The sequence below is a fragment of the Pseudomonas lini genome, assembly GCF_030812475.1.
Taxonomy (GTDB): Bacteria; Pseudomonadota; Gammaproteobacteria; order Pseudomonadales; family Pseudomonadaceae; genus Aquipseudomonas; species Aquipseudomonas lini_A.
The window spans coordinates 1-19,038 of record NZ_JAUSSR010000007.1 but is presented as its reverse complement, the minus strand read 5'-3'; the positions used below and the strand labels follow the sequence as shown (position 1 = coordinate 19,038).

The window sequence follows — 19,038 nt, the reverse complement described above, 5'->3', positions numbered from 1 at the left end:
AAAGGCTACCCATGAGTGAAGATGCACAAGACGTCGTACTGATCGTCGAAGATGACCCCTCGATATTGATGGTGCTATCGGCCTATCTGTCGGGTGAGGGCTACCGGGTGCTGCAGGCCGAAAACGGTGAGCAGGCCTTCGAAATCCTGGCGAGCAAGCCGCACCTGGACATGATGATCACGGACTTCCGCTTGCCTGGCGGGATCTCGGGCGTACAGATCGCCGAACCCGCCGTGAAACTGCGACCTGAGCTGAAGGTGATATTCATCAGTGGCTATCCGCAGGAAATACGCGAGACCGACAGCCCGATCACGCGCAAGGCGCCGATCCTGGGCAAGCCGTTCGACCTGGATGTGCTGCAGGAGCTGATGCAGAAGATGCTCTCGTAGCAGCGAGCCCGCTCGCGATGGTCGTTAATGATAGCGCGTGTTTGCTGGATGACACGCGGTGCTCTGGAATCCATCTTCGGAACGCCGCCCGGAGCAAGCTCGCTCCTACAGGGGAGGGCTTCAGATCCGGATCATCTCCCGCACCTTCGCCGTCAACAGGTCAAAGGTGAACGGCTTGGTGATCATCTGCATGCCCGGGTCAAGGAAGCCGCCGCGCACCGCGGCGTGTTCGGCGTAGCCGGTGATGAACAGCACCTTGAGTTCAGGCCGGTACTGCCGGCCGATTTCCGCCAACTGCCGGCCATTCATGCCCGGCAGGCCGACATCGCTGATCATCAGGTCGATCCGTTGCGCCGAATCCAGAATCGGTACCGCACTGTCGGCATCAGCGGCCTCGACAAAGGCGTAACCCAGTTCGCTCAACACGGTACGGACCAAGATCCGCACCGCCGGGTCGTCTTCGACGATCAACACGGTTTCGCCGTGTTGCGCGAATGGAGCGTGCTGGACGTCTGCCGGAACGTCCCGGGGCAGATCGCCACCGAAGCGCGGCAGGAATAAACTCACCGTGGTGCCGTTGCCCACTTCGCTCTGGATGGCGACATGGCCGCGCGATTGTTTGCTGAAGCCATAAATCATCGATAACCCGAGGCCGGTGCCCTGGCCGATCGGCTTGGTGGTAAAGAACGGGTCGAAGGCCCGGTTGATGGTGCTTTGCGGCATGCCGCACCCGGTGTCGGTGACGCTGAGCATCACATAGTCGCCCGGGTCGAGGTTGCTGTGGGCCTGGGTGAAGGCGAGGTCCAAGTGCCGATTGCGGGTCTTCACCACCAGTTGGCCGCCATCGGGCATGGCATCGCGTGCATTGATCACCAGGTTGAGCAGGGCGCTTTCCAGTTGATTGGGGTCGGCTTCGGCCACCCACAGCTGATCGCTGAGCTGCATGTCCAGTTGAATGCTTTCGTTGATACTGCGTTGCAGCAACTCCCCCATGGAAACCACCAGGGTGTTCATCTGCACGGGTTTGGAGTCCAGTGACTGGCGCCGGGAGAAGGCCAGCAGGCGGTGGGTCAGGCTAGCCGCGCGGTTGGCCGAAGTCACCCCCAGGTCGATCAGGCTGTCCAGGTCTTCGATGCGGCCACGGGCCAGGCGCCGTCGCAGTAACTCCAGGCTGCCGATGATACCGGTCAACATGTTGTTGAAGTCATGGGCGATGCCGCCGGTGAGTTGGCCGACCGCTTCCATTTTCTGTGACTGGCGCAGGGCTTCTTCGTTGTTGCGCAGCTGTGCGGTGCGTTCCTCGACCTGCTGTTCGAGGGTTTCGAGGGTGTTCTGCAACCGCAGCTCGCTTTGACTCAGATCGATCAACCGATCCCTGGCTTCGTACTGTCGTCGTCGACCGCGCAACGCGGTGGTCACCAGGCTGATCAGGGTCACGGGATGAAAAGGCCGCTCGAGAAAGGTGACATTGCCCAGTTGTGGACCGAGCCGCGACGCCGGGTTCTGTTCCGGGCCGCCATGGTAGGTCAGTAACACAATCGGCAAGTCCGACCAGGCCGGCTGTTGCTCGATCAGGTCGAGCAGCGGCGCAAGATCACTGCCCAGCAATGCCTCGGAAGAGATCAGCAGCATTCCCGCGCCTCGCGTCAACTCACTGCAAAGGCCCACCAGATCGCGGGTGATGACGCCGTTAAAACCCGCTTCATTGAGCATCATCAGGGCAATCTGGCTGTCACGTCCCAGCGGCGCGAGAATGATCGCGCGCTCGGACATCGGCTCCAGAACCGTCACGGGCTCTCGTCCCCGAGCAACGGATTGCTCGCGCCCATATAAGTGGGTACACCGCGCAGTACGCCCTGGAACGCGTCCAGCGGTTCGCCGATCGTCATGCCCTGGCCGCTGATGCGGTATTCACGAATGGTCGATTCATGGCTGCCGGTGCGTTTCTTTATGATCGAAATCGCCCGACGAACCTTGCCCAGTGCTTCGAAGTAACGCAACAGGATCACGGTATCGGCCAGGTAGGTGATGTCTACGGGGGCCTGCATGTCACCGACCAATCCGTGCTGGGCAACGGTCATGAACGTCGCGGCGCCCCGGCGATTGAGGTACAGCAGCAACTCGTGCATGTGCAGCACCAGGGCGTTTTCTTCAGGCATTGCCGCCTGATAGCCATTGATGCTGTCGATCACCACGGTCTTGATATCACGCTGGTCGACGCAGCGGCGGACCCGGTGCGAAAATTCGCCGGGGGACAATTCGGCTGCATCCACTTGTTCGATCAGCAGGTTGCCGGTGTCTTGCAGGGCTTTCAGATCGATGCCCATGTTGTTCATGCGCTCGAACAACAGCCCCAGTTCTTCATCGAAAATGAACAACGCGGCTTTCTCGCCCCGGGCCACGGCCGCTGCGGCGAAGATCATCGAGATCAGCGATTTTCCTGTACCGGCCGGGCCAAGGATCAAGGTGCTGGACCCGGTCTCGATGCCGCCGCCGAGCAGGGCATCCATTTCCTGGATGCCGCTGGTCAACTGTTGACGGATATACACGCCGCGATGTTCGGCGGCGACCAGGCGCGGGAACACGTGGACGCCATCGCCCATGATGGTGAAATCGTGGTAGCCGCCACGGTACTTCTGGCCGCGGTACTTCACCACGCGGATCCGCCGGCGCTCGGCGCCATAGTTGGGGGTCAGTTCTTCCAGGCGAATCACGCCGTGGGCGACACTGTGCACGGTCTTGTCGAGGGATTCGGTGGTCAGGTCGTCGAGCAACACCACCGTGGCGTCATAGCGCACGAAGTAGTGTTTGATCGCGAGGATCTGGCGCCGGTAGCGCAGGGAGCTCTGGGCCAACAGGCGGATCTCGGAAAGGCTGTCGAGTACTACGCGAGTCGGCTTGACCCGCTCGACCACTTCGAAAATCTGCTTGGTGGCTTCGCCCAGTTCCAGGTCGGAGGAGTACAGCAGGCTTTGCTGATGTTCGGAATTGAGCAGGCTTTCCGGGGGCGTCAGCTCGAAGATGTGGATGTTTTCATCCAGCTCCCAGCCATGGGACAACGCACCCTGGCGCAGTTCGCGCTCGGTTTCCGACAAGGTGATGTACAACGAGCGCTCGCCGGCTCGTGCGCCGGCCAACAGAAAATGCAGGGCAACAGTGGTTTTACCTGTGCCGGGTTCACCTTCGAGCAAAAACACATGACCGCGGGACAATCCGCCGACCAGGATGTCATCCAGACCGTCGATGCCGGTGGCGGCTTTTGCACTGAACAACTCGTTAGATGTAGACAAATAATGCCCTCTCAAGATCAGGGGATACGAGGCAGCAGGCCGGAAGTGCCTGAATGGACTGCCTGAACACTTGACCTTTGGCGGCGAAGAGCGTTCAACACTTTTTGCCGGGATTGCACACAAGATTCGTTTACGCCCCCGATCCTGTAGGAGCCGGCTTGCCGGCGAAGGCGGCGTGTCAGTCGACATCGATGCCGGATGCCCGTGCGCCTTCGCTGGCAAGCCAGCGCCTACATGGGATCTTTGCCGGTCACGGGATCTGGGCACGACCCGATCCCTGTAGGAGCCGGCTTGCCGGCGAAGGCGGCGTGTCAGTCGACATCGATGCCGGACACCCGTGCGCCTTCGCTGGCAAGCCAGCTCCTACATGGGATCTTTAACAAGTCACAGGATTGGTGTTCGCCCGGTAACGCGGTCGCGTTCGGACGACCTTTCAAAGCCCCTGCTGCAACGCCGGGTCGTCGGGGTTGAGCTGTTCCAGTTGCGCCAACAAAATCTGCACGTTTTGCAGTTGGCCGCTTTCCTTCCAGTAATTGATCAACAACACCCGGGCCCTGCGGTCGGCCGGGTGGCGCTGGACGATTTCCTGCAGCTGTTTCTGCGCCGCTTCCAGTTCCAGTTCGCCGTGCAGTGTGGTGGCCAGGTCGTAGCGATAATCCTTGTTGTCCGGCTCCAGTTCCACCGCCTTGGACAGGCCGAGCAGAGCGAATTCACTTTGCCCGTGATGCAGCAGCCACAACCCCAGGGCATGCTGCAGGTAGGCCGAATCGGGTTGCGCCTTCAACTGCTTGGCCAATAGCAGCCGGGCGGCTTCGCTTTGGCCCTGTTTGTCCAGCACTTCAATTTGCATCACCAGCGCGGGCAGGTTGCCGGGGGCAAGACGCAAGACGCTCTCCAGTGCCTGTTGCGCTTCTTTCAACTCGGTATTGTGCAGGTGCAGCCGAGCCAGTTGGTATTGGTTATCGGCGCTTTCGGGCTGGCTTTTCAGGTCCTGTTCCCAGGCGTCGATCGCGTGTTGCAGCGTCCCGAAATACAAACCGAGATCGTCTGGCGAAAGTCCCAGCAAGGCGTTCACGGCGGCGTAGCGCACGCGCTGGTCGCCGTCATCGAGCAGCGGGCCCAGCAACAGGCTGCGCTGTCCGCTGGGCACCAGGCCGCTGATGCTGTTGATCGCCGCCACGCGCACGTCCGGCGATTCATGCTGCAAGTCCGCATCCGCCAGTTTCAAGGCGACGGAGCTTGGGTAGTTGGGCAGTTCGGCATGCAGCCAGATACGTCGCTTCGGAGAAAGGTCCGGGCGTGCCAGTTGCTGGTAGAGCACCCGCGCCGCACCTGGCTGACCCGCCCGGGCCTGGTCGAGCGCTTCGGTGTAGCCGCGCTTGATCGCAGCCGGCACCACGGGGGTGGTGCTGCTCATGAAAAACCAGGCTAGGCCGATGGCGAACAGGACACAGAGGCTGATGATCAGGTAGCGGCGGGACTGGGACATGCAGGGATCCGGAAGCTGGCAAGCTGTTGCAGAGCCGCCAGCTTCGGTCAGGAGGGGCCGTGAGTCAAATCCTGACGCCAACATCCTGACTGAAACCTGACGGGGCAACACTGCAATGACTACGCTTGCTGGAGATGACCCAACGGGCATTCCCATGCAAGCGCTGCTCTTATACTTCAAGGCGATGCTCAACCCCGGGCGCGGGGTGCTGTTGTTCGCCTTGCGGACGATCGCCGCCGGGTTGTTGACCCTGTACCTGGCCTTCCTGTTCGACCTTGACCAACCCAAGTGGTCGATCATGGCGGTGGTCATCGTCAGCCAACCGTTGGCTGGCATGGCCCCTGGATTTGCAGCGCACTCGGGTCCAGGCGCCTGTCACCGGTTACGTCACCAACCTGCTGACCCGCCAGGGCGACTATGCCACCGCCGGCGGGGCGCTGTTGGCGCTGGTGGACAGCGACTCGTTTTACGTCAGCGGCTACTTTGAAGAAACCAAGCTGCCGCGAATCGGGCAGGGCGATCGGGTCAGGATCGAATTGATGAGCGGCGAGACTTTCGGCGGCACGGTGCAAAGCATCGCCTTCGCCATCGCCGACCGGGAGAATCTGCCGGGCGGCCGGCTGCTGGCCAACATCAACCCCAGCTACACCTGGGTCAAACTGGCGCAGCGGGTGCCGGTACGGATACAGATCGATGCCGATTATGCCGGCAAGAACCGCCTGCGTGCCGGGACCACGGCCACCGTCACCGTCCGGGAAAACCAACAATAACGCGGCCACCCACGCCCCCTGTAGGAGCTGGCTTGCCAGCGAAGGCGTCCTCAAAGTCAATGCAAGACTTCGAGGTTGATGCAAGATTCAAGGGCCCCTTCGCTGGCAAGCCAGCTCCTACAGGGTATGTGCTGTGCGCAGATTCTGTGACTGGCGCAGAACCTGTAGGAGCTGGCTTGCCGGCGAAGGGGCCCGAACAGACACCACAAAACCTTCAGAAAAAAACCCCGCGACCGAATGAGGCGCGGGGCAAAAATCTGGTTGGTTGCGGCCAACCAAAGGAGCTCGTTGCTACATTACTGGCCGGTTACTGCCTGGCCACCGTCTCTGGTTGCCAGCCACCGCCCATTGCCTTGTAAATCGCTACAATGCCGCGATACAGATCGACTTCGGCCTGGGCCTGGGTATCTTCCGCGGCCAGGCGCTCACGCTGGGCATCGAGCAGGACGAGGAAGTCTGCGGTGCCTTCGCGGTAGCGGATTTGCGCCAGGTCGGCGGCGGCACGGCTCGATTCACTCTGGCGAATCAGCGAAATCAGGCGTTGCTGGCGCTTGCCGTAGTCGCTGAAGGCGTTTTCCGATTCTTCCAGGGCCAGCAATACTTGCTGCTCGTAGGTTGCCAGGGCGCCTTCGGCTTCGGCATCGGCGCCGCGCAAACGCGCGCGCACGCTGCCCAGGTCGAACGCCGCCCAAGTGATGCTCGGGCCCAGCGCCCAGGCGTTGGCTGCCGATGAACCGATCTGCGAACCGCGCCCGGCGGTGAAGCCGAGGAAACCGCTGAGGCTGACCCGCGGGAACAAGTCAGCCTTGGCCACGCCGATACGGGCGGTGGCGGAGGCCAGTTTGCGCTCGGCACTGAGAATGTCCGGACGACGTTGCAACAGTTCTCCCGGATCGCCGATTGGCAGGGCCTTGGCAATCGCCGGCAGGTCCTTGGGACTGAGGTCCACCGTCAATTTGTCCGGCCGCTCACCCAGCAGGGTGGCGATGCGGTTTTTCTGCCGGACCTGTTCCGCCTGCAGTTGCGGCACGCTGGCTTCCACAGACGCCAGGCGCGCATCGGCACGGACCACATCGAGCTGGTCGCCGACACCGGCATCGCGCAGGCTTTCGGTGATCTTGCGCGATTCCTGCTGGTTGTTCAGGTTGGCCAAGGCGATCTTTTCCCGCAGTTGCGCACCGCGCAGTTGACCGTAGGCGTCCACCAGTTCGGCAATCATGCTGACTTGCAGCTGGTACAGATCCGCTTCAGCCGCCTGCTGCTCGGCGTCGCTGGATTCCAGATTGCGCTGGATGCGCCCGAACAGGTCCAGCTCCCAGGCCATATCCAGCCCCAGGTCGTAGCGCTCGCTATTGACCCGGTCGGTGGTCTGGCCAGGAATCTGACCTTTGCCCAGGTTACTGCTGGCGCGGCTGGTGATGGTCGGCATGGCGTCATTGCTGGCGTCGTCGCGGATCGCCCGCGCCGCTTTCCAGCGGGCGAAGGCGACCCGCAGATCACGGTTGCCCTGCAGCGATTGCGTTACCAGCCGGTTGAGGGTCGGGTCTTCGAACTGCTGCCACCAGATGCCTTCGAAGCGGGCACGGTCGAAGTTCTTCTGGCCGGCGGCGCCATCGGTAGCGTGAGTGATGTTGGCCGGCTCGGTGGCTGGGGTTCTGTAGTCCGGGCCAACGGCACAGGCACTCAGGGCCAGCACCAGCAGGCTCGGCAGAAAGGCTTTCAGGCTCATTGTTGCGCCTCCAGTTGCAGCGCCTTGGCCGCTTTGCGCTTCTCGCCGCGCTCGACAAAATTACGAATCAACACGTAGAACACCGGCGTCAGCAACAGACCGAAGAAGGTCACCCCGAGCATCCCGGAGAACACCGCCACACCCATGGCGTGACGCATTTCGGCACCGGCACCGCTGGAGAACACCAGTGGCACCACACCCATGATGAACGCGAAGGAGGTCATCAGGATCGGCCGCAGACGCAGACGGCACGCTTCAAGTACTGCTTCGAGCGGGCTCATGCCTTCGTCCTGCTGTTTATCCTTGGCGAACTCGACGATCAGAATCGCGTTCTTGCAGGCAAGCCCCACCAGAACGATCAAGCCGATCTGGGTGAAGATGTTGTTGTCGCCTCCCGAAGCAATCACCCCGGTGATGGCCGACAGCAGGGTCATCGGTACGATCAGGATCACCGCCAGTGGCAGGCTCCAGCTTTCGTACTGAGCCGCGAGTACCAGGAACGCCAGCAATACGCAGAGCGGGAACACGAACAGCGCGGTGTTGCCGGACAGGATCTGCTGGTAGGTCAGGTCGGTCCATTCGTAGGTCATGCCGTTGGGCAGTTCTTCCTTGAGCAGTTTCTCTATGGCTTTTTCCGCCTGGCCGGAGCTGTAGCCGGGGGCTGCCGCACCGTTGATTTCAGCGGTGATGAAGCCGTTGTAGTGCATCACGCGGTCCGGGCCCGAGGTGTCACTGACCTTGATAAAGGTCGCCAGCGGGATCATCTCGCCCTTGTTGTTGCGCACTTTCAGCTGACCGATCTGGTCCGGCTCGAGACGGAACTGCTGCTCGGCCTGAACGTTGACCTGATAGGTGCGACCGAAGCGGTTGAAGTCGTTGGCATACAGCGAACCCAGGTAGATCTGCAGGGTGTCGAAGATGTCGCTGACGGCCACGCCGTGGGTCTTGGCTTTTTCCCGGTCGATAGCGGCATCGACCTGCGGCACGTTCACCGTGTAGCTGGTGAACAGCGCGGCCAGTTCTGGCACGTTGTGGCTTTTGTTGATGATGTTCATGGTTTCTTTATACAGCTCGTCGTAGCCCAGGTTGCCCTTGTCTTCGATCTGCAGTCGGAAACCACCGATGGTGCCCAAACCTTGTACTGGCGGCGGCGGGAAAATCGCCATGTAGGCTTCTTGAATCCCGGCGTACTGACCGTTCAAGGCACCGGCAATCGCACCGGCGGACATGCTCGGGTCTTTACGCTCATCGAACGGCTTCAGGGTCACGAACACGATGCCGGCGTTCGGACTGTTGGTGAAGCCGTTGATCGACAGGCCTGGAAACGCCACCGCACTTTCCACGCCTGGCTGTTTCAGGGCGAGGTCGGACATGCGCTTGATCACGTCTTCGGTACGGTCCAGGCTCGAGGCGTCCGGCAATTGTGCGAAAGCCACCAGGTATTGCTTGTCCTGGCCGGGTACGAAACCCGTCGGGGTGTGGGCGAAACCGAAGAAGGTCAGCACCATCAGGCCTGCGTACAACAGCAGCGCAATACCGCTGCTGCGGATAACCCGGGCTACGGTGCCGACATAGCCATGGCTGGCACGGTCGAAAAACCGGTTGAACGGACGGAACAGCCAGCCGCCCAACAGTTTATCAAGCACTTTGGTAAAGCGATCTTTCGGCGCATCGTGGCTCTTGAGCAGCACGGCGGCCAGGGCAGGGGACAGTGTCAGCGAGTTAAACGCCGAGATCACGGTCGAGATGGCAATGGTCAGGGCAAACTGTTTGTAGAACTGGCCAGTGAGTCCGGAAATGAACGCCGCCGGGATAAATACCGCACACAGCACCAGCGCCGTCGCGATGATCGGCCCGGTCACCTCACGCATGGCTTTCTTGGTGGCTTCGACGGGCGTTTCTCCCAGCTCGATGTGCCTTTCGACGTTCTCCACTACCACAATGGCGTCGTCCACCACGATACCGATCGCCAGTACCAATCCGAACAGTGACAAGGCGTTCAGCGAGAAGCCGAACAAATGCATCACCGCGAAGGTACCGATCAGCGACACCGGCACAGCGACCAATGGAATGATCGAGGCGCGCCAGGTTTGCAGGAACAGAATCACCACCAACACAACGAGGATCAGTGCTTCGAACAGGGTATGAACCACCGCCTCGATGGAGCCGCGCACGAAGATCGTCGGGTCATAGACGATGCTGAAGTCCATGCCTTCCGGGAAGCTCTTCTTCAGCTCCGCCATCTTGTCGCGCACTTCGTTGGAGATTTCGATCGCGTTCGAGCCTGGGCGCTGGAAGATCGGGATCGCCACCGCCGGCTGGTTGTTCAGCAAGGAACGCAGGGCGTATTGGCTGGAACCCAGTTCGACGCGAGCGATGTCCTTCAGACGAGTGATTTCACCGTTGTCGCCGGAGCGAATGATGATGTTCTCGAACTCTTCCTCGGAAACCAGACGGCCCTGGGTGTTGACCGACAACTGGAACGCCGTGGCATTCGGCGCAGGCGGGGCACCCAAGGCACCTGCCGCCACTTGACGGTTCTGCTCGCGAATCGCGGTCACCACATCGGTGGCGGTCAGATTGCGTGAGGCAGTCTTGTTCGGATCGAGCCAGACGCGCAGCGAGTAATCGCCCATGCCGAACAGCTGCACGTCACCGACACCGCCCAGGCGCGCCAGCTCGTCCTTGATGTTGAGCAAGGCGTAGTTGGACAGGTAGAGCATGTCGTAGCGTTTGTCCGGCGAGGTCAAGTGCACGACCATGGTCAGGTCGGGCGATGCCTTGTCGACGGTGATACCGATGCGCGTCACTTCCTCGGGAAGCTTGGGCTCGGTCCGGGTCACACGGTTCTGCACCTGCACCTGCGCGTTGTCAAGGTCAGTGCCCAGGGCGAAGGTGATGGTCAGGGTGATCTTGCCATCGGCGGTGGACTGCGAGGACATGTACAGCATGTTCTCGACGCCGGTGATGGCTTGCTCCAGGGGAGCGGCCACGGTTTCACCGATGACTTTAGGGTTGGCGCCCGGGAAGTTGGCGCGGACTACTACGGTCGGCGGCACCACTTCCGGGTATTCGCTGATCGGCAACTGGAACAGCGAGATGGCACCGGCGATCAGGATCAGCAGCGACAATACCGCTGCGAAGATCGGCCGTGAAATGAAGAACTGGGAAAAATTCATCGTAGGGATCCCTTAACCGCGTGGTGTCGCAGCAGCCACTTTCACAACCGAGCCCGACGCGACCTTGGCAGGGGCGACTTGGGGCAGGTTGCTGGCTTCCAGCGCTTGTCGTTGTTGAGCCAGAGCGGCGAGGGTTTCCTGGCTGGCCATCGGGATCACTTCAGGGGTGACCGGCGAACCAGGACGTACACGTTGCAGGCCCTTGACGATGACCGTGTCATCCTTGTTCAGGCCGTTGCGTACGATACGCAGGCCTTCGATCTTTGGACCCAGCTCGACCGAGCGATACACCGTCTTGTTGTCGGCATCCATCACCAGCACGAACTTCTTGCCCAGGTCGGTGCCGACCGCTTCGTCGTTGATCAGCACGGCGGAGTAGGTGCCGCTGCCGACCAGTTTCAAACGCGCGTAGAGACCCGGGGTATAGGTGCCGTCCGTGTTATCGAACACCGCGCGGCCACGGATGGTGCCGGTCTTCGGATTGACCTGGTTGTCGACGAAGTTCATCACGCCCTGGTGCGGGTTGCCGTCTTCGTTGGACAGGCCGAGGTAAACCGGGGTAGTGGCGCCACGTTTACCCTGGCGGGCGAGGGCGGTGTACTTGAGGAACACGCGCTCGTCGGCGTCGAAGTAGGCATAGACCTTGTCGGTGGACACGACGCTGGTCAGCGCCGTGGTATCGGCGGTCACCAGGTTGCCCGCGGTGATCTCCGCACGGCTGACGCGACCGCTGATCGGTGCGGTGACGCGGGTGAAACTCAGGTTCAATTTCGCCAGATCGAGTTGCGCCTGAAGGGCGCCGACGGCGGCGCGGGCTTCCTGGGCAGCGCTGGTGCGCGAGTCGGCCAGCTCGGCGGAAATTGCGTTGCTGGTGCGCAAGCGTTCACCGCGCCGGGCTTCGTTTTCGCTGCGGGTCGCGTTGGCGCGGGATTGGGCAACCAGGGCTTCGAGGCGGCGGACCTCAGCCTGGAACGGACGCGGGTCGATCTGGAACAACAAGTCGCCTTTCTTGACCAGGGCGCCTTCAGTGAACGCCACTTCATCAATCTGGCCGGAGACCCGCGGACGAATCTCCACGGTTTCCGGGGCTTCGAGGCGCCCGGTGAATTCGTCCCACTCGTTGACCGGTTGTTCCAGCACCTTGGCCACGCTGACCTTGGCTGCGGGCATAGTGGCGGCCGTGTCCGGAGCCTTGCCGCAAGCGCTTATCACCAACATGGCCAACAGGGCCAAGGGGAAGCGCATATGTTTGAGAGATTGTTCCATGGATGCATCCGCCAATGTATTGAGAATGGACGGATGATGCTCGGCGAACCTGGATCTCACGAATCGAATGAGGCAAAGGTAACTATCATTCGGAATGATATAAGCGTGGCGCGAGCCCTCTAGTCTGCGGGTTTTGTTAGGATGCTATCAATTGGATTGATGACAATTCAGTGTTGCTGAAAATGTAAAGGCCGGCTTGAAATCGAGGCGTGGCCATTGCAAACGCTGCCCAAAGGACTGGCAGCATTCGTAGCAAACGCTTTGGAAAGCCCCAGGTCGGCAAGTCCACCCTTGATCATGGGGCGGTTTTTTTCATTCGATTCTTCAAAGACAGCGTTGTCCCGAAAGATGGTTTCAAGCGATCTATTGAAAAATTAACGTATGCAAGCCTGCTTCTGTGTTTTCCACTTGACGTTTACCGCCGCAACCACGCTGTTCGCCTCGCGCGTTCGAGCCGGTAAGTCTCCATATTCAAAAGGAACTGAATATGTTTGTTCGCAGTATCCGCGATGTTGAAAAAACCGATTTTTTCGTCGAGTGGGGCTCAGGCACCAGCCACCGTCTGCTGACGGAGCAGGACGGAGCCTCTTCGTATTGACTTTGCGCAGTGGCATTGCCTGTTTTCGACGGGCCAGTTGTTTCCAAACGAATAACGAAACGACAGGGGCTGTCGCAGAACTATTGAGTGACTATGCGGAGTTGATGATATGAAATTGTTCAGGCCATTACTTCAGCGGCCAGTGGCCTTGCTGTGGGGAGGGTTGGCGCTCTCTTCGATCGGTGACGAACTCTTCGCGATTGCCATCGCCTGGATGGCGGTGCAGATAGCCGGAACCGATGCTAGCTGGCTCAGTGCTCTACGCGGTGCTGCTGCGTTGGCAGGTGCTTTGCTGGGGGGGATTTGGGCGGAGCGTTGGGACCACCGTCGCACGATGATCGGCGCCGACCTGGCGCGGGCCGGGTTTGCCTTGATTCCGGTGCTTGCTTGGGGGTTCGGCATCATGAGTCTGTGGATGCTGGCGGTTGCGCTTATGCTCATGATGATCCTCAACTCGCTGTTTGAGCCGGCGCTGCGCGCCAGTCTGCCGCGGATTGTCGCGGCGCCGGACCAGTTGCAATCGGTCAATGCGCTGTTCGATGCGATCATCCGGATCGCCCGGGTGATCGGGCCAATGCTGGCAGCGGCGATTACGCTGCTGATTCCGATCGAGCATCTGTTTACCCTGAACAGCATCACCTTCCTGATCTCCGCGTGGGCGATCAGGAAGTTGGGCAAAGCGTTGCCGCGCCAGCCTGTCAAGGCAACAAGCCGGCGGGCCGGATTTACCGCCGGTTGGAGAAGTCTTGCGGGACGCAGCCAGATGCAGGCGGTGTATGTGTGTGCGGGTCTGGGCAATGTTGCCTGGAGCGTGGGTATATCGATCGGCATGGCGCTGGCCGTCGTCAAATATGATATCCAGGGATTCGGCGTACAGGGTTTTGCTGCCTACGGCCTGATCATGGGGGCTTACGGGGCAGGGAATCTGATCTCCATTTTTGTTGTGGGCAATCTGCAAATACGCCGCTTGTATCACGGGTTTACCCTCGGCGCCGTGGTTAACGGCCTGGGTATCGCAATCATTGGTGCTGCCGTGTTGTACCTGCCACCGGACCACGTCCTGACGGGGATGATGGTCGGCTCAAGTCTGGCGGCACTCGGCGGACCATTGATCGACATCTCATTCATTCTGCTGATTCAAACCCGGTTCAGGCAAAGCGAAATCGCCGGGCTGGCACGGCTGCGTTTTGCGGCGTTGGGCGCGTCGATTTTGATTGCCGGTGCTTGCGGTGCTGCGCTGTATGCCCGCTTTGAAACCAGCCTGGTGATTGTCGGTGCCGGGATTTTCGAAGTGATGGTGGGAGCACTTGTGCTGCTCGCCCCTAAGGATAACGAAGTCGTACAGGTGAGCAGGGAAGACGGCTCTTCGTCGTCATCCCTGGTGGATGGTAGCGAGGTGGCCAGATGAGAAAGTTTCATGACTATGTAAAAGACCACGCCGAGCGAATGCCGGACGCTTTGAAGACTGACCTTACTTTGTCGGATCGCACCCATAGTATCCGGCGATTGCCGCCAGGACGAACCCGAGCTGCGCCACCCAACCCGCCCACTTCTTCCAGTCGATACTCGCGAGGGTTTTTCTGAAGTTCATCGTACTTTTTCCTCTCGAAGCGCCCGCAGGCGCTCCAGTTTTTCAGCGCAGACGAGTAGGGCGTCGTGCTTGGCATCGACTGTCATGTGCACGCAGTTGGCGCCTCTTACACACCGCCATATTGATACACGGTCGCACTCCAGTACTGACTGCCGTCACGTTTTTGGCGAGCCCATCCGTCGGCCACCAGTTGATTGGCGATCATTCGATTCATAAAGCCATGACCGAGCAGCAGAACGGGTCCATCGCTGGCAAGGGACTGCAGTCGTTTGGCTGCCGTGCTGGCGCGAATCCTCGCGGTGCCTACGGACTCCACGTTGCGTGAGTAACCGCACAGCCATAAGACTCGAAGGATAAATGACCAGGTAAACGGCGATAGCCGGGGCAGTTTCCAATGACCATAAGGTAGTTGTGCTTCGCAGAAAAGTGCGTCGACCAACGCAGGCTTCAGGCCGAGCGCCTGGACGGAGGTCAGGGCACGAGGCGCGGTGCTTGAAACTATCACGGTGGCGGTTGCGGCAAGTTGCATACTGCTATGCGGGACCGCGTGGTGTGTTATTTCGGATCGGTTGTATTGCTCGATCCAGCCTTTCATCTCGACCGCTGAGATTTTGGCGGTTGCGGCCAATTCTGGTTGGCCGTGACGCATCAGGATTATTTCCCTGCTCACAATTTACGTCCTTGTTCTGGTGTGTGGTAAATGACCACGAAGTGCGGTTTCGGGAGCTCAGTTTTCAAACCAGCCGTGAGCACGATACCACGCCACGGTGTCGGTCATTGTCAGCTCCAGCGCCCGGAAACACAGGCCAAGCTCCTGTTCACTCTTGCGGTGGTTGAAACAGGTGCGATGCTCCTCTCGTATCAACAGGCGCAACGTGGCCATGCTCAGCAGAATGGGCTTGCCAGTAAGGCGCGCATAGATCTCCTGCACAATCGCCAAGGTATATAGAAGGGGCAGCGGCAGTTGTCGACCGGGTGTCTTGACGCCCGCTATCCGTCCTAGAACAGGCACCAGTTGACGCATTGTCATGGATCGGCCCGCCGCCAGATAGCGCTCACCTCGCCGGCCATGTTTGGCGGCAGCAATCAGCGCCAATGCCACATCACGGGCGTCGACGACGGAGAAACTGCCCGGGATCAGCCCGGGCAACTTGCCGTTGACGACATCGTTGATCAGTTGTCCCGAGGAGGTCGGGCCAATGTCGGCAGGACCCCACATCCAACCGGGCAGGACCATGCAGGCATGCATCTCGGGATGTGCTTCCAGGAACGACAAGACGACACGGTCGGCGAGGATCTTGCTGCGGTAATAGTCATCCGCGTCGGCGTCGGCTCGTAGACATGTCTCATCGATGGACGAGCCCGGTGCGCCGTCGAGCACGGCAATGGAAGACGTATGAATGAAGCGACGTACGCCGGCGCGATAAGCCTGGTGAATCAGGTCCCGGGTTCCGGCGACATTGATCTTTTCGAGTTCGTTCCAGTGCCTGCCGCCCTTGTAGTTATCGCGAAAGAACGCCGCAGTGTGAAACACCGTATCGCAACCCTGCAGCGATCCTGCGAAGGCCTCGACATCGGCCATGTCACCAACGACCAGCTCCACATTTGGCAGATGGTTGAACTGCTGTTCACCTTTGGCTCTTGAGCGCACCAGGCCTTTGACCGCATAACCACGAGCGACCAATTCACGCACCAGGTTATTGCCCAGCAAGCCGGTTGCACCGGTAACAAATACGCTGCGCATGGGGCCAGTAGTCATACCATTCATTCCATTCGTTTCGAGGGCCTGTAGATATACCGTTGATGTCACTCCCGAAAAACAGCGACTGCTGCATAATGGTTTTGCACATATGCCGATCAGGGAGGACAGGACGCATGGCGTTGCAAGCAAATTGGGACGATCTCCGTCTGCTGTTGGCGGTCTCGCGGCGTGGTAGCTTCCTTCAAGCGGGCCAGTTGCTGGGTATCGCGGCGTCTACCGTGTCCCGCCGCGTGACCCAACTTGAAGTCGCGCTGGGCGAGCCTCTCGTCGAACGGGGCGTTGAAGGGTGCTGGTTGACCTCGCGGGGCCAATCCCTCGTGGAAGTTGCCCTGGCTGCGGAAGCGGGCTTGAGGCGTCAAACCGCTGCAGACATATCACCGGACACCGCGTTATTTGGCAGTGTCCTGGTCAGTGCCGGAGAGGGGTTTTCGTCTTGTGTGCTGGAGGCCGCAAGTCGCTTCACTGCTTTGCACCCGCGTTGTTCGGTGGAGCTGATGGTCACCGCCGACTTTCACAAAATCGTCCGAGGCGTGGCAGATATTGCTGTACGTACAGCTCATCTGGGTGAGCCGTCGCTGATTTATCGACCCATAGGCCGGCTTGCCTACGGTGTCTTCGCTGATGCAGGTTATCTGAAGCGGTTTCCAGGGGTGACCCCGGCCACTGCGGTCAATATTGCCTTGCTTCCACCGCTGGACATGTTGCCGCAAATGCGTGCGGCAAAAGCTGGTGGACTGGGCCACGCGCAGATCAGCGTGAACTCGTTCACCGTGCAGCTCGAATCGGTGAGGCGGGGTATGGGGGTAGCCGTACTGCCCCGCATACTGGCGAAGGATCTGATCGGGTTGTTCCCGGAGCTCCACCTTCCAGATATGGAGATATACCTGGTGACCCGGCCTCAAGCATTGAAACAGGCCCACATCCAATGTTTTTTTGCCATCTTGGAGCAGGTACTGTTCGAAACCCTATCGATCAGCACCTGTCACAGCCGTGGCGACCTGGCCTCGGTGTGAAGTTGGGGGACAAAGAGGCGAGGGCGAGAAGGCACTCCTGTTGAAGCAGCAGCGCCTCGGCTCGCGCAACAAGGAATTGTCAATCCACAGCGGCTCGCTCTGGTTCGCTGGGGATGCGATCCAGCTCACGCTTTTCGCTAAACTGCAGATCATCCAGCAGCGCCTTCCACAGCGACACGCACATCCCGATCATGACCAACAGGAACGGCGCGGCGACGATGATGGACGCGGTCTGCAGCCCTCCCAGGCCACCCATCACCAGCAGCACCGAAGCCGCGGCTCCGGCCAGCGTACCCCACAGCACCACCAGCCAGCGCGGCGGCTCCAGATTGCCGCGGGCGCACAGCATGCCCATGACGATGGAGCCGGCATCGGCCCCTGAAATGAAGAATACGCCGACCAGCATCATGGCCGCAAACGAGGTCAGCGTCGCGGCGGGATACTGAGCCAGCAGGGCGAAGAGCGCCACCGCCGGTCCCTGGTCTTTCACTACAGCGGCGATGCCGCCGACGCCGGCCAGCTCCGAGTACAGGGCTGCGCCTCCCATGATCGAGAACCACAGCATCGTCACGCCGCTGGGGATGAAAATGACGCAGATGACGAACTCGCGAATGGTGCGGCCGCGGGAAATTCGTGCGATGAAGGTGCCCACGAACGGCGCCCAGGAGATCCACCAGGCCCAGTAGAAGATGGTCCAGCCGGCGAGCCACTTGCCATCACTGAAGGCGGCGGTGCGAAACGACATCGGCACCAGCTCGCGGAGGTATTCGCCTACCGACGCGACCAGTGTGTTCATGATGAACACGCTGGGGCCCACTGCCGCCAGGAACAGCAACAGCAGCACTGCAACCACCATGTTGACGTTGCTCAGGAACTGCACCCCCTTGCCCACGCCGGAGACCGCGGAGAAAATGAAGAGCACCGTCATCCCCGCGATGATCGTCAACGCAATGCCATTCGACTCGCCGGTGTGCCACAGGTAGTTCAGGCCGCTGTTGATCTGCTGCGCGCCCAGGCCGAGCGAAGTGGCGGTGCCGAACAGAGTGGCCAGGACCGCCAGCACGTCGATCGACTTGCCCAGGGGGCCGCGCACGCCTTTTTCTCCGATCAGCGGCGTAAAGGCGCTGGATATCAGGTTTGGCAGCCCCTTGCGGAACGAGAAGTAGGCAATGACCAGACCGACGATGGCGTAGATCGCCCAAGGGTGGAATGCCCAATGGAAGTAGGCGTACTGCATGGCCAGCTTGGCGGCTTCCCTGGAGTGCGGCTGCGCCAGTCCGTGCGGTGGCGTCGCAAAGTGCGTGATCGGCTCGGCTACACCCCAGAACATCAGCCCGATGCCCATGCCAACGCTGAACATCATCGCGATCCACGATGAAGTGCTGAACTCGGGTTGCTCCCCGTCCTTGCCCAGCGTGATTCGACCGAAGCGGCCGAAGGCCAGGAATAACGCGAAACCCAGGAAGAACACGGTGGAGACCACGAAGCTCCAACCGAACTCGTCGATGATGGTGTCCAGTACGGCCTGTAGCGTCGTCGCCATGGCCTTGGGCGAGAGCGCGCCCCAGGCGACGAACGAGGCTGAAATCACGGCAGCCACCCAGAAAACCACCTTGTCGATGGGTGACTCAGATGTTTTTTGCATACTCCATCCTTTAGTAAAGCGTGGAACCCGCGGCGACGGGCGATAACGGTTGCCCACTTATGGTCGCTCCTTGGACGGAAGGTCTTGGAATAAGAGGTTGGTTGGCGTGGCTTGGGAAACAAAACATCCTGCGAAAGCGTAGCCCCCGCGGAATGTCGGGGGACCATCTTAAAAACCCCAGCCTGATAAGGGCCGGGGTTTTGGGTATTGCGTTGAAGCAGGTATTACTCGACGGCTTTGACCATGTCTTCGATGACTTTCTTGGCGTCGCCGAAGACCATCATGGTCTTGTCGAGGTAGAACAGTTCGTTGTCCAG

General features: G+C 60.3%; 13 protein-coding genes and 2 pseudogenes. 5 read left to right on the top strand and 10 right to left on the bottom strand.

Going from position 1 to position 19,038, the window contains the following annotated elements; genetic code table 11:
• Positions 1-11: 11 nt before the first annotated feature.
• Positions 12-389: a response regulator gene (locus J2W17_RS14545; RefSeq protein WP_307334994.1), complete on the top strand. Its 378-nt coding sequence runs from the start codon at positions 12-14 to the stop codon at positions 387-389.
• Between the two features lie 120 nt (positions 390-509).
• Here the strand turns inward: J2W17_RS14545 and J2W17_RS14540 are convergent, their stop codons facing one another.
• The 3 genes from J2W17_RS14540 to J2W17_RS14530 all read right to left on the bottom strand — a co-directional run bounded on the left by J2W17_RS14540 (position 510) and on the right by J2W17_RS14530 (position 5,168).
• Positions 510-2,180, bottom strand: a complete 1,671-nt coding sequence (locus J2W17_RS14540; protein WP_307334992.1) for a response regulator — start codon at positions 2,178-2,180, stop codon at positions 510-512.
• Positions 2,177-3,679 carry an ATPase domain-containing protein gene (locus J2W17_RS14535; RefSeq protein ID WP_307334989.1) on the bottom strand — a complete coding sequence of 501 codons (1,503 nt, stop codon included), beginning with the start codon at positions 3,677-3,679 and terminating at the stop codon, positions 2,177-2,179. Before J2W17_RS14535 ends, J2W17_RS14540 begins: the two co-directional genes overlap by 4 nt.
• Positions 3,680-4,112: 433 nt before the next feature.
• Positions 4,113-5,168 carry a tetratricopeptide repeat protein gene (locus tag J2W17_RS14530; RefSeq protein WP_307334987.1) on the bottom strand — a complete coding sequence of 352 codons (1,056 nt, stop codon included), beginning with the start codon at positions 5,166-5,168 and terminating at the stop codon, positions 4,113-4,115.
• 115 nt (positions 5,169-5,283) lie between these two features.
• Here J2W17_RS14530 and J2W17_RS14525 point away from each other — a divergent pair.
• Together J2W17_RS14525 and J2W17_RS14520 are read left to right on the top strand one after the other, a co-directional pair.
• Positions 5,284-5,445 (top strand): annotated as a pseudogene (locus J2W17_RS14525) (hypothetical protein); the annotation flags it as partial.
• Between the two features lie 64 nt (positions 5,446-5,509).
• Positions 5,510-5,938 (top strand): annotated as a pseudogene (locus J2W17_RS14520) (HlyD family efflux transporter periplasmic adaptor subunit); the annotation flags it as partial.
• A 307-nt stretch (positions 5,939-6,245) separates the two neighbouring features.
• Here J2W17_RS14520 and J2W17_RS14515 read toward each other — a convergent pair.
• Genes J2W17_RS14515 through mexE form a run of 3 tightly spaced genes read right to left on the bottom strand, consistent with a single transcriptional unit; the run spans position 6,246 to position 12,112 of the window.
• Positions 6,246-7,667 carry an efflux transporter outer membrane subunit gene (locus J2W17_RS14515; protein ID WP_307334985.1) on the bottom strand — a complete coding sequence of 474 codons (1,422 nt, stop codon included), beginning with the start codon at positions 7,665-7,667 and terminating at the stop codon, positions 6,246-6,248.
• Positions 7,664-10,846 (bottom strand): efflux RND transporter permease subunit, encoded by a 3,183-nt coding sequence (locus J2W17_RS14510; protein ID WP_307334983.1) that lies wholly within the window; start codon positions 10,844-10,846, stop codon positions 7,664-7,666. Before J2W17_RS14510 ends, J2W17_RS14515 begins: the two co-directional genes overlap by 4 nt.
• Positions 10,847-10,858: 12 nt before the next feature.
• Positions 10,859-12,112 (bottom strand): multidrug efflux RND transporter periplasmic adaptor subunit MexE, encoded by a 1,254-nt coding sequence (gene mexE, locus J2W17_RS14505; protein WP_307334981.1) that lies wholly within the window; start codon positions 12,110-12,112, stop codon positions 10,859-10,861.
• A 707-nt stretch (positions 12,113-12,819) separates the two neighbouring features.
• Here mexE and J2W17_RS14500 point away from each other — a divergent pair.
• A complete protein-coding gene (locus J2W17_RS14500) occupies positions 12,820-14,118 on the top strand; it encodes an MFS transporter (RefSeq protein ID WP_307334979.1) in 1,299 nt (432 codons plus the stop codon).
• 289 nt (positions 14,119-14,407) lie between these two features.
• On the opposite strand, the gene J2W17_RS14495 is transcribed toward J2W17_RS14500, so the two are convergent.
• Both J2W17_RS14495 and J2W17_RS14490 read right to left on the bottom strand, forming a co-directional pair.
• Positions 14,408-14,950, bottom strand: coding sequence for a histidine phosphatase family protein (locus J2W17_RS14495; protein ID WP_307334978.1), 543 nt, complete (start codon positions 14,948-14,950; stop codon positions 14,408-14,410).
• 78 nt (positions 14,951-15,028) lie between these two features.
• On the bottom strand, positions 15,029-16,045 hold the full coding sequence (locus tag J2W17_RS14490; RefSeq protein WP_307335834.1) for an SDR family oxidoreductase: 1,017 nt from the start codon (positions 16,043-16,045) through the stop codon (positions 15,029-15,031).
• A 131-nt stretch (positions 16,046-16,176) separates the two neighbouring features.
• On the opposite strand from J2W17_RS14490, the gene J2W17_RS14485 reads away from it, so the two are divergent.
• Positions 16,177-17,076 carry a LysR family transcriptional regulator gene (locus tag J2W17_RS14485; protein WP_307334976.1) on the top strand — a complete coding sequence of 300 codons (900 nt, stop codon included), beginning with the start codon at positions 16,177-16,179 and terminating at the stop codon, positions 17,074-17,076.
• Between the two features lie 79 nt (positions 17,077-17,155).
• On the opposite strand, the gene J2W17_RS14480 is transcribed toward J2W17_RS14485, so the two are convergent.
• Both J2W17_RS14480 and J2W17_RS14475 read right to left on the bottom strand, forming a co-directional pair.
• A complete protein-coding gene (locus J2W17_RS14480) occupies positions 17,156-18,721 on the bottom strand; it encodes a BCCT family transporter (RefSeq protein ID WP_307334974.1) in 1,566 nt (521 codons plus the stop codon).
• A 224-nt stretch (positions 18,722-18,945) separates the two neighbouring features.
• Positions 18,946-19,038: NAD(P)(+) transhydrogenase (Re/Si-specific) subunit beta (locus tag J2W17_RS14475; RefSeq protein WP_163018286.1), on the bottom strand; the 93-nt coding region annotated here is incomplete at its 5' end.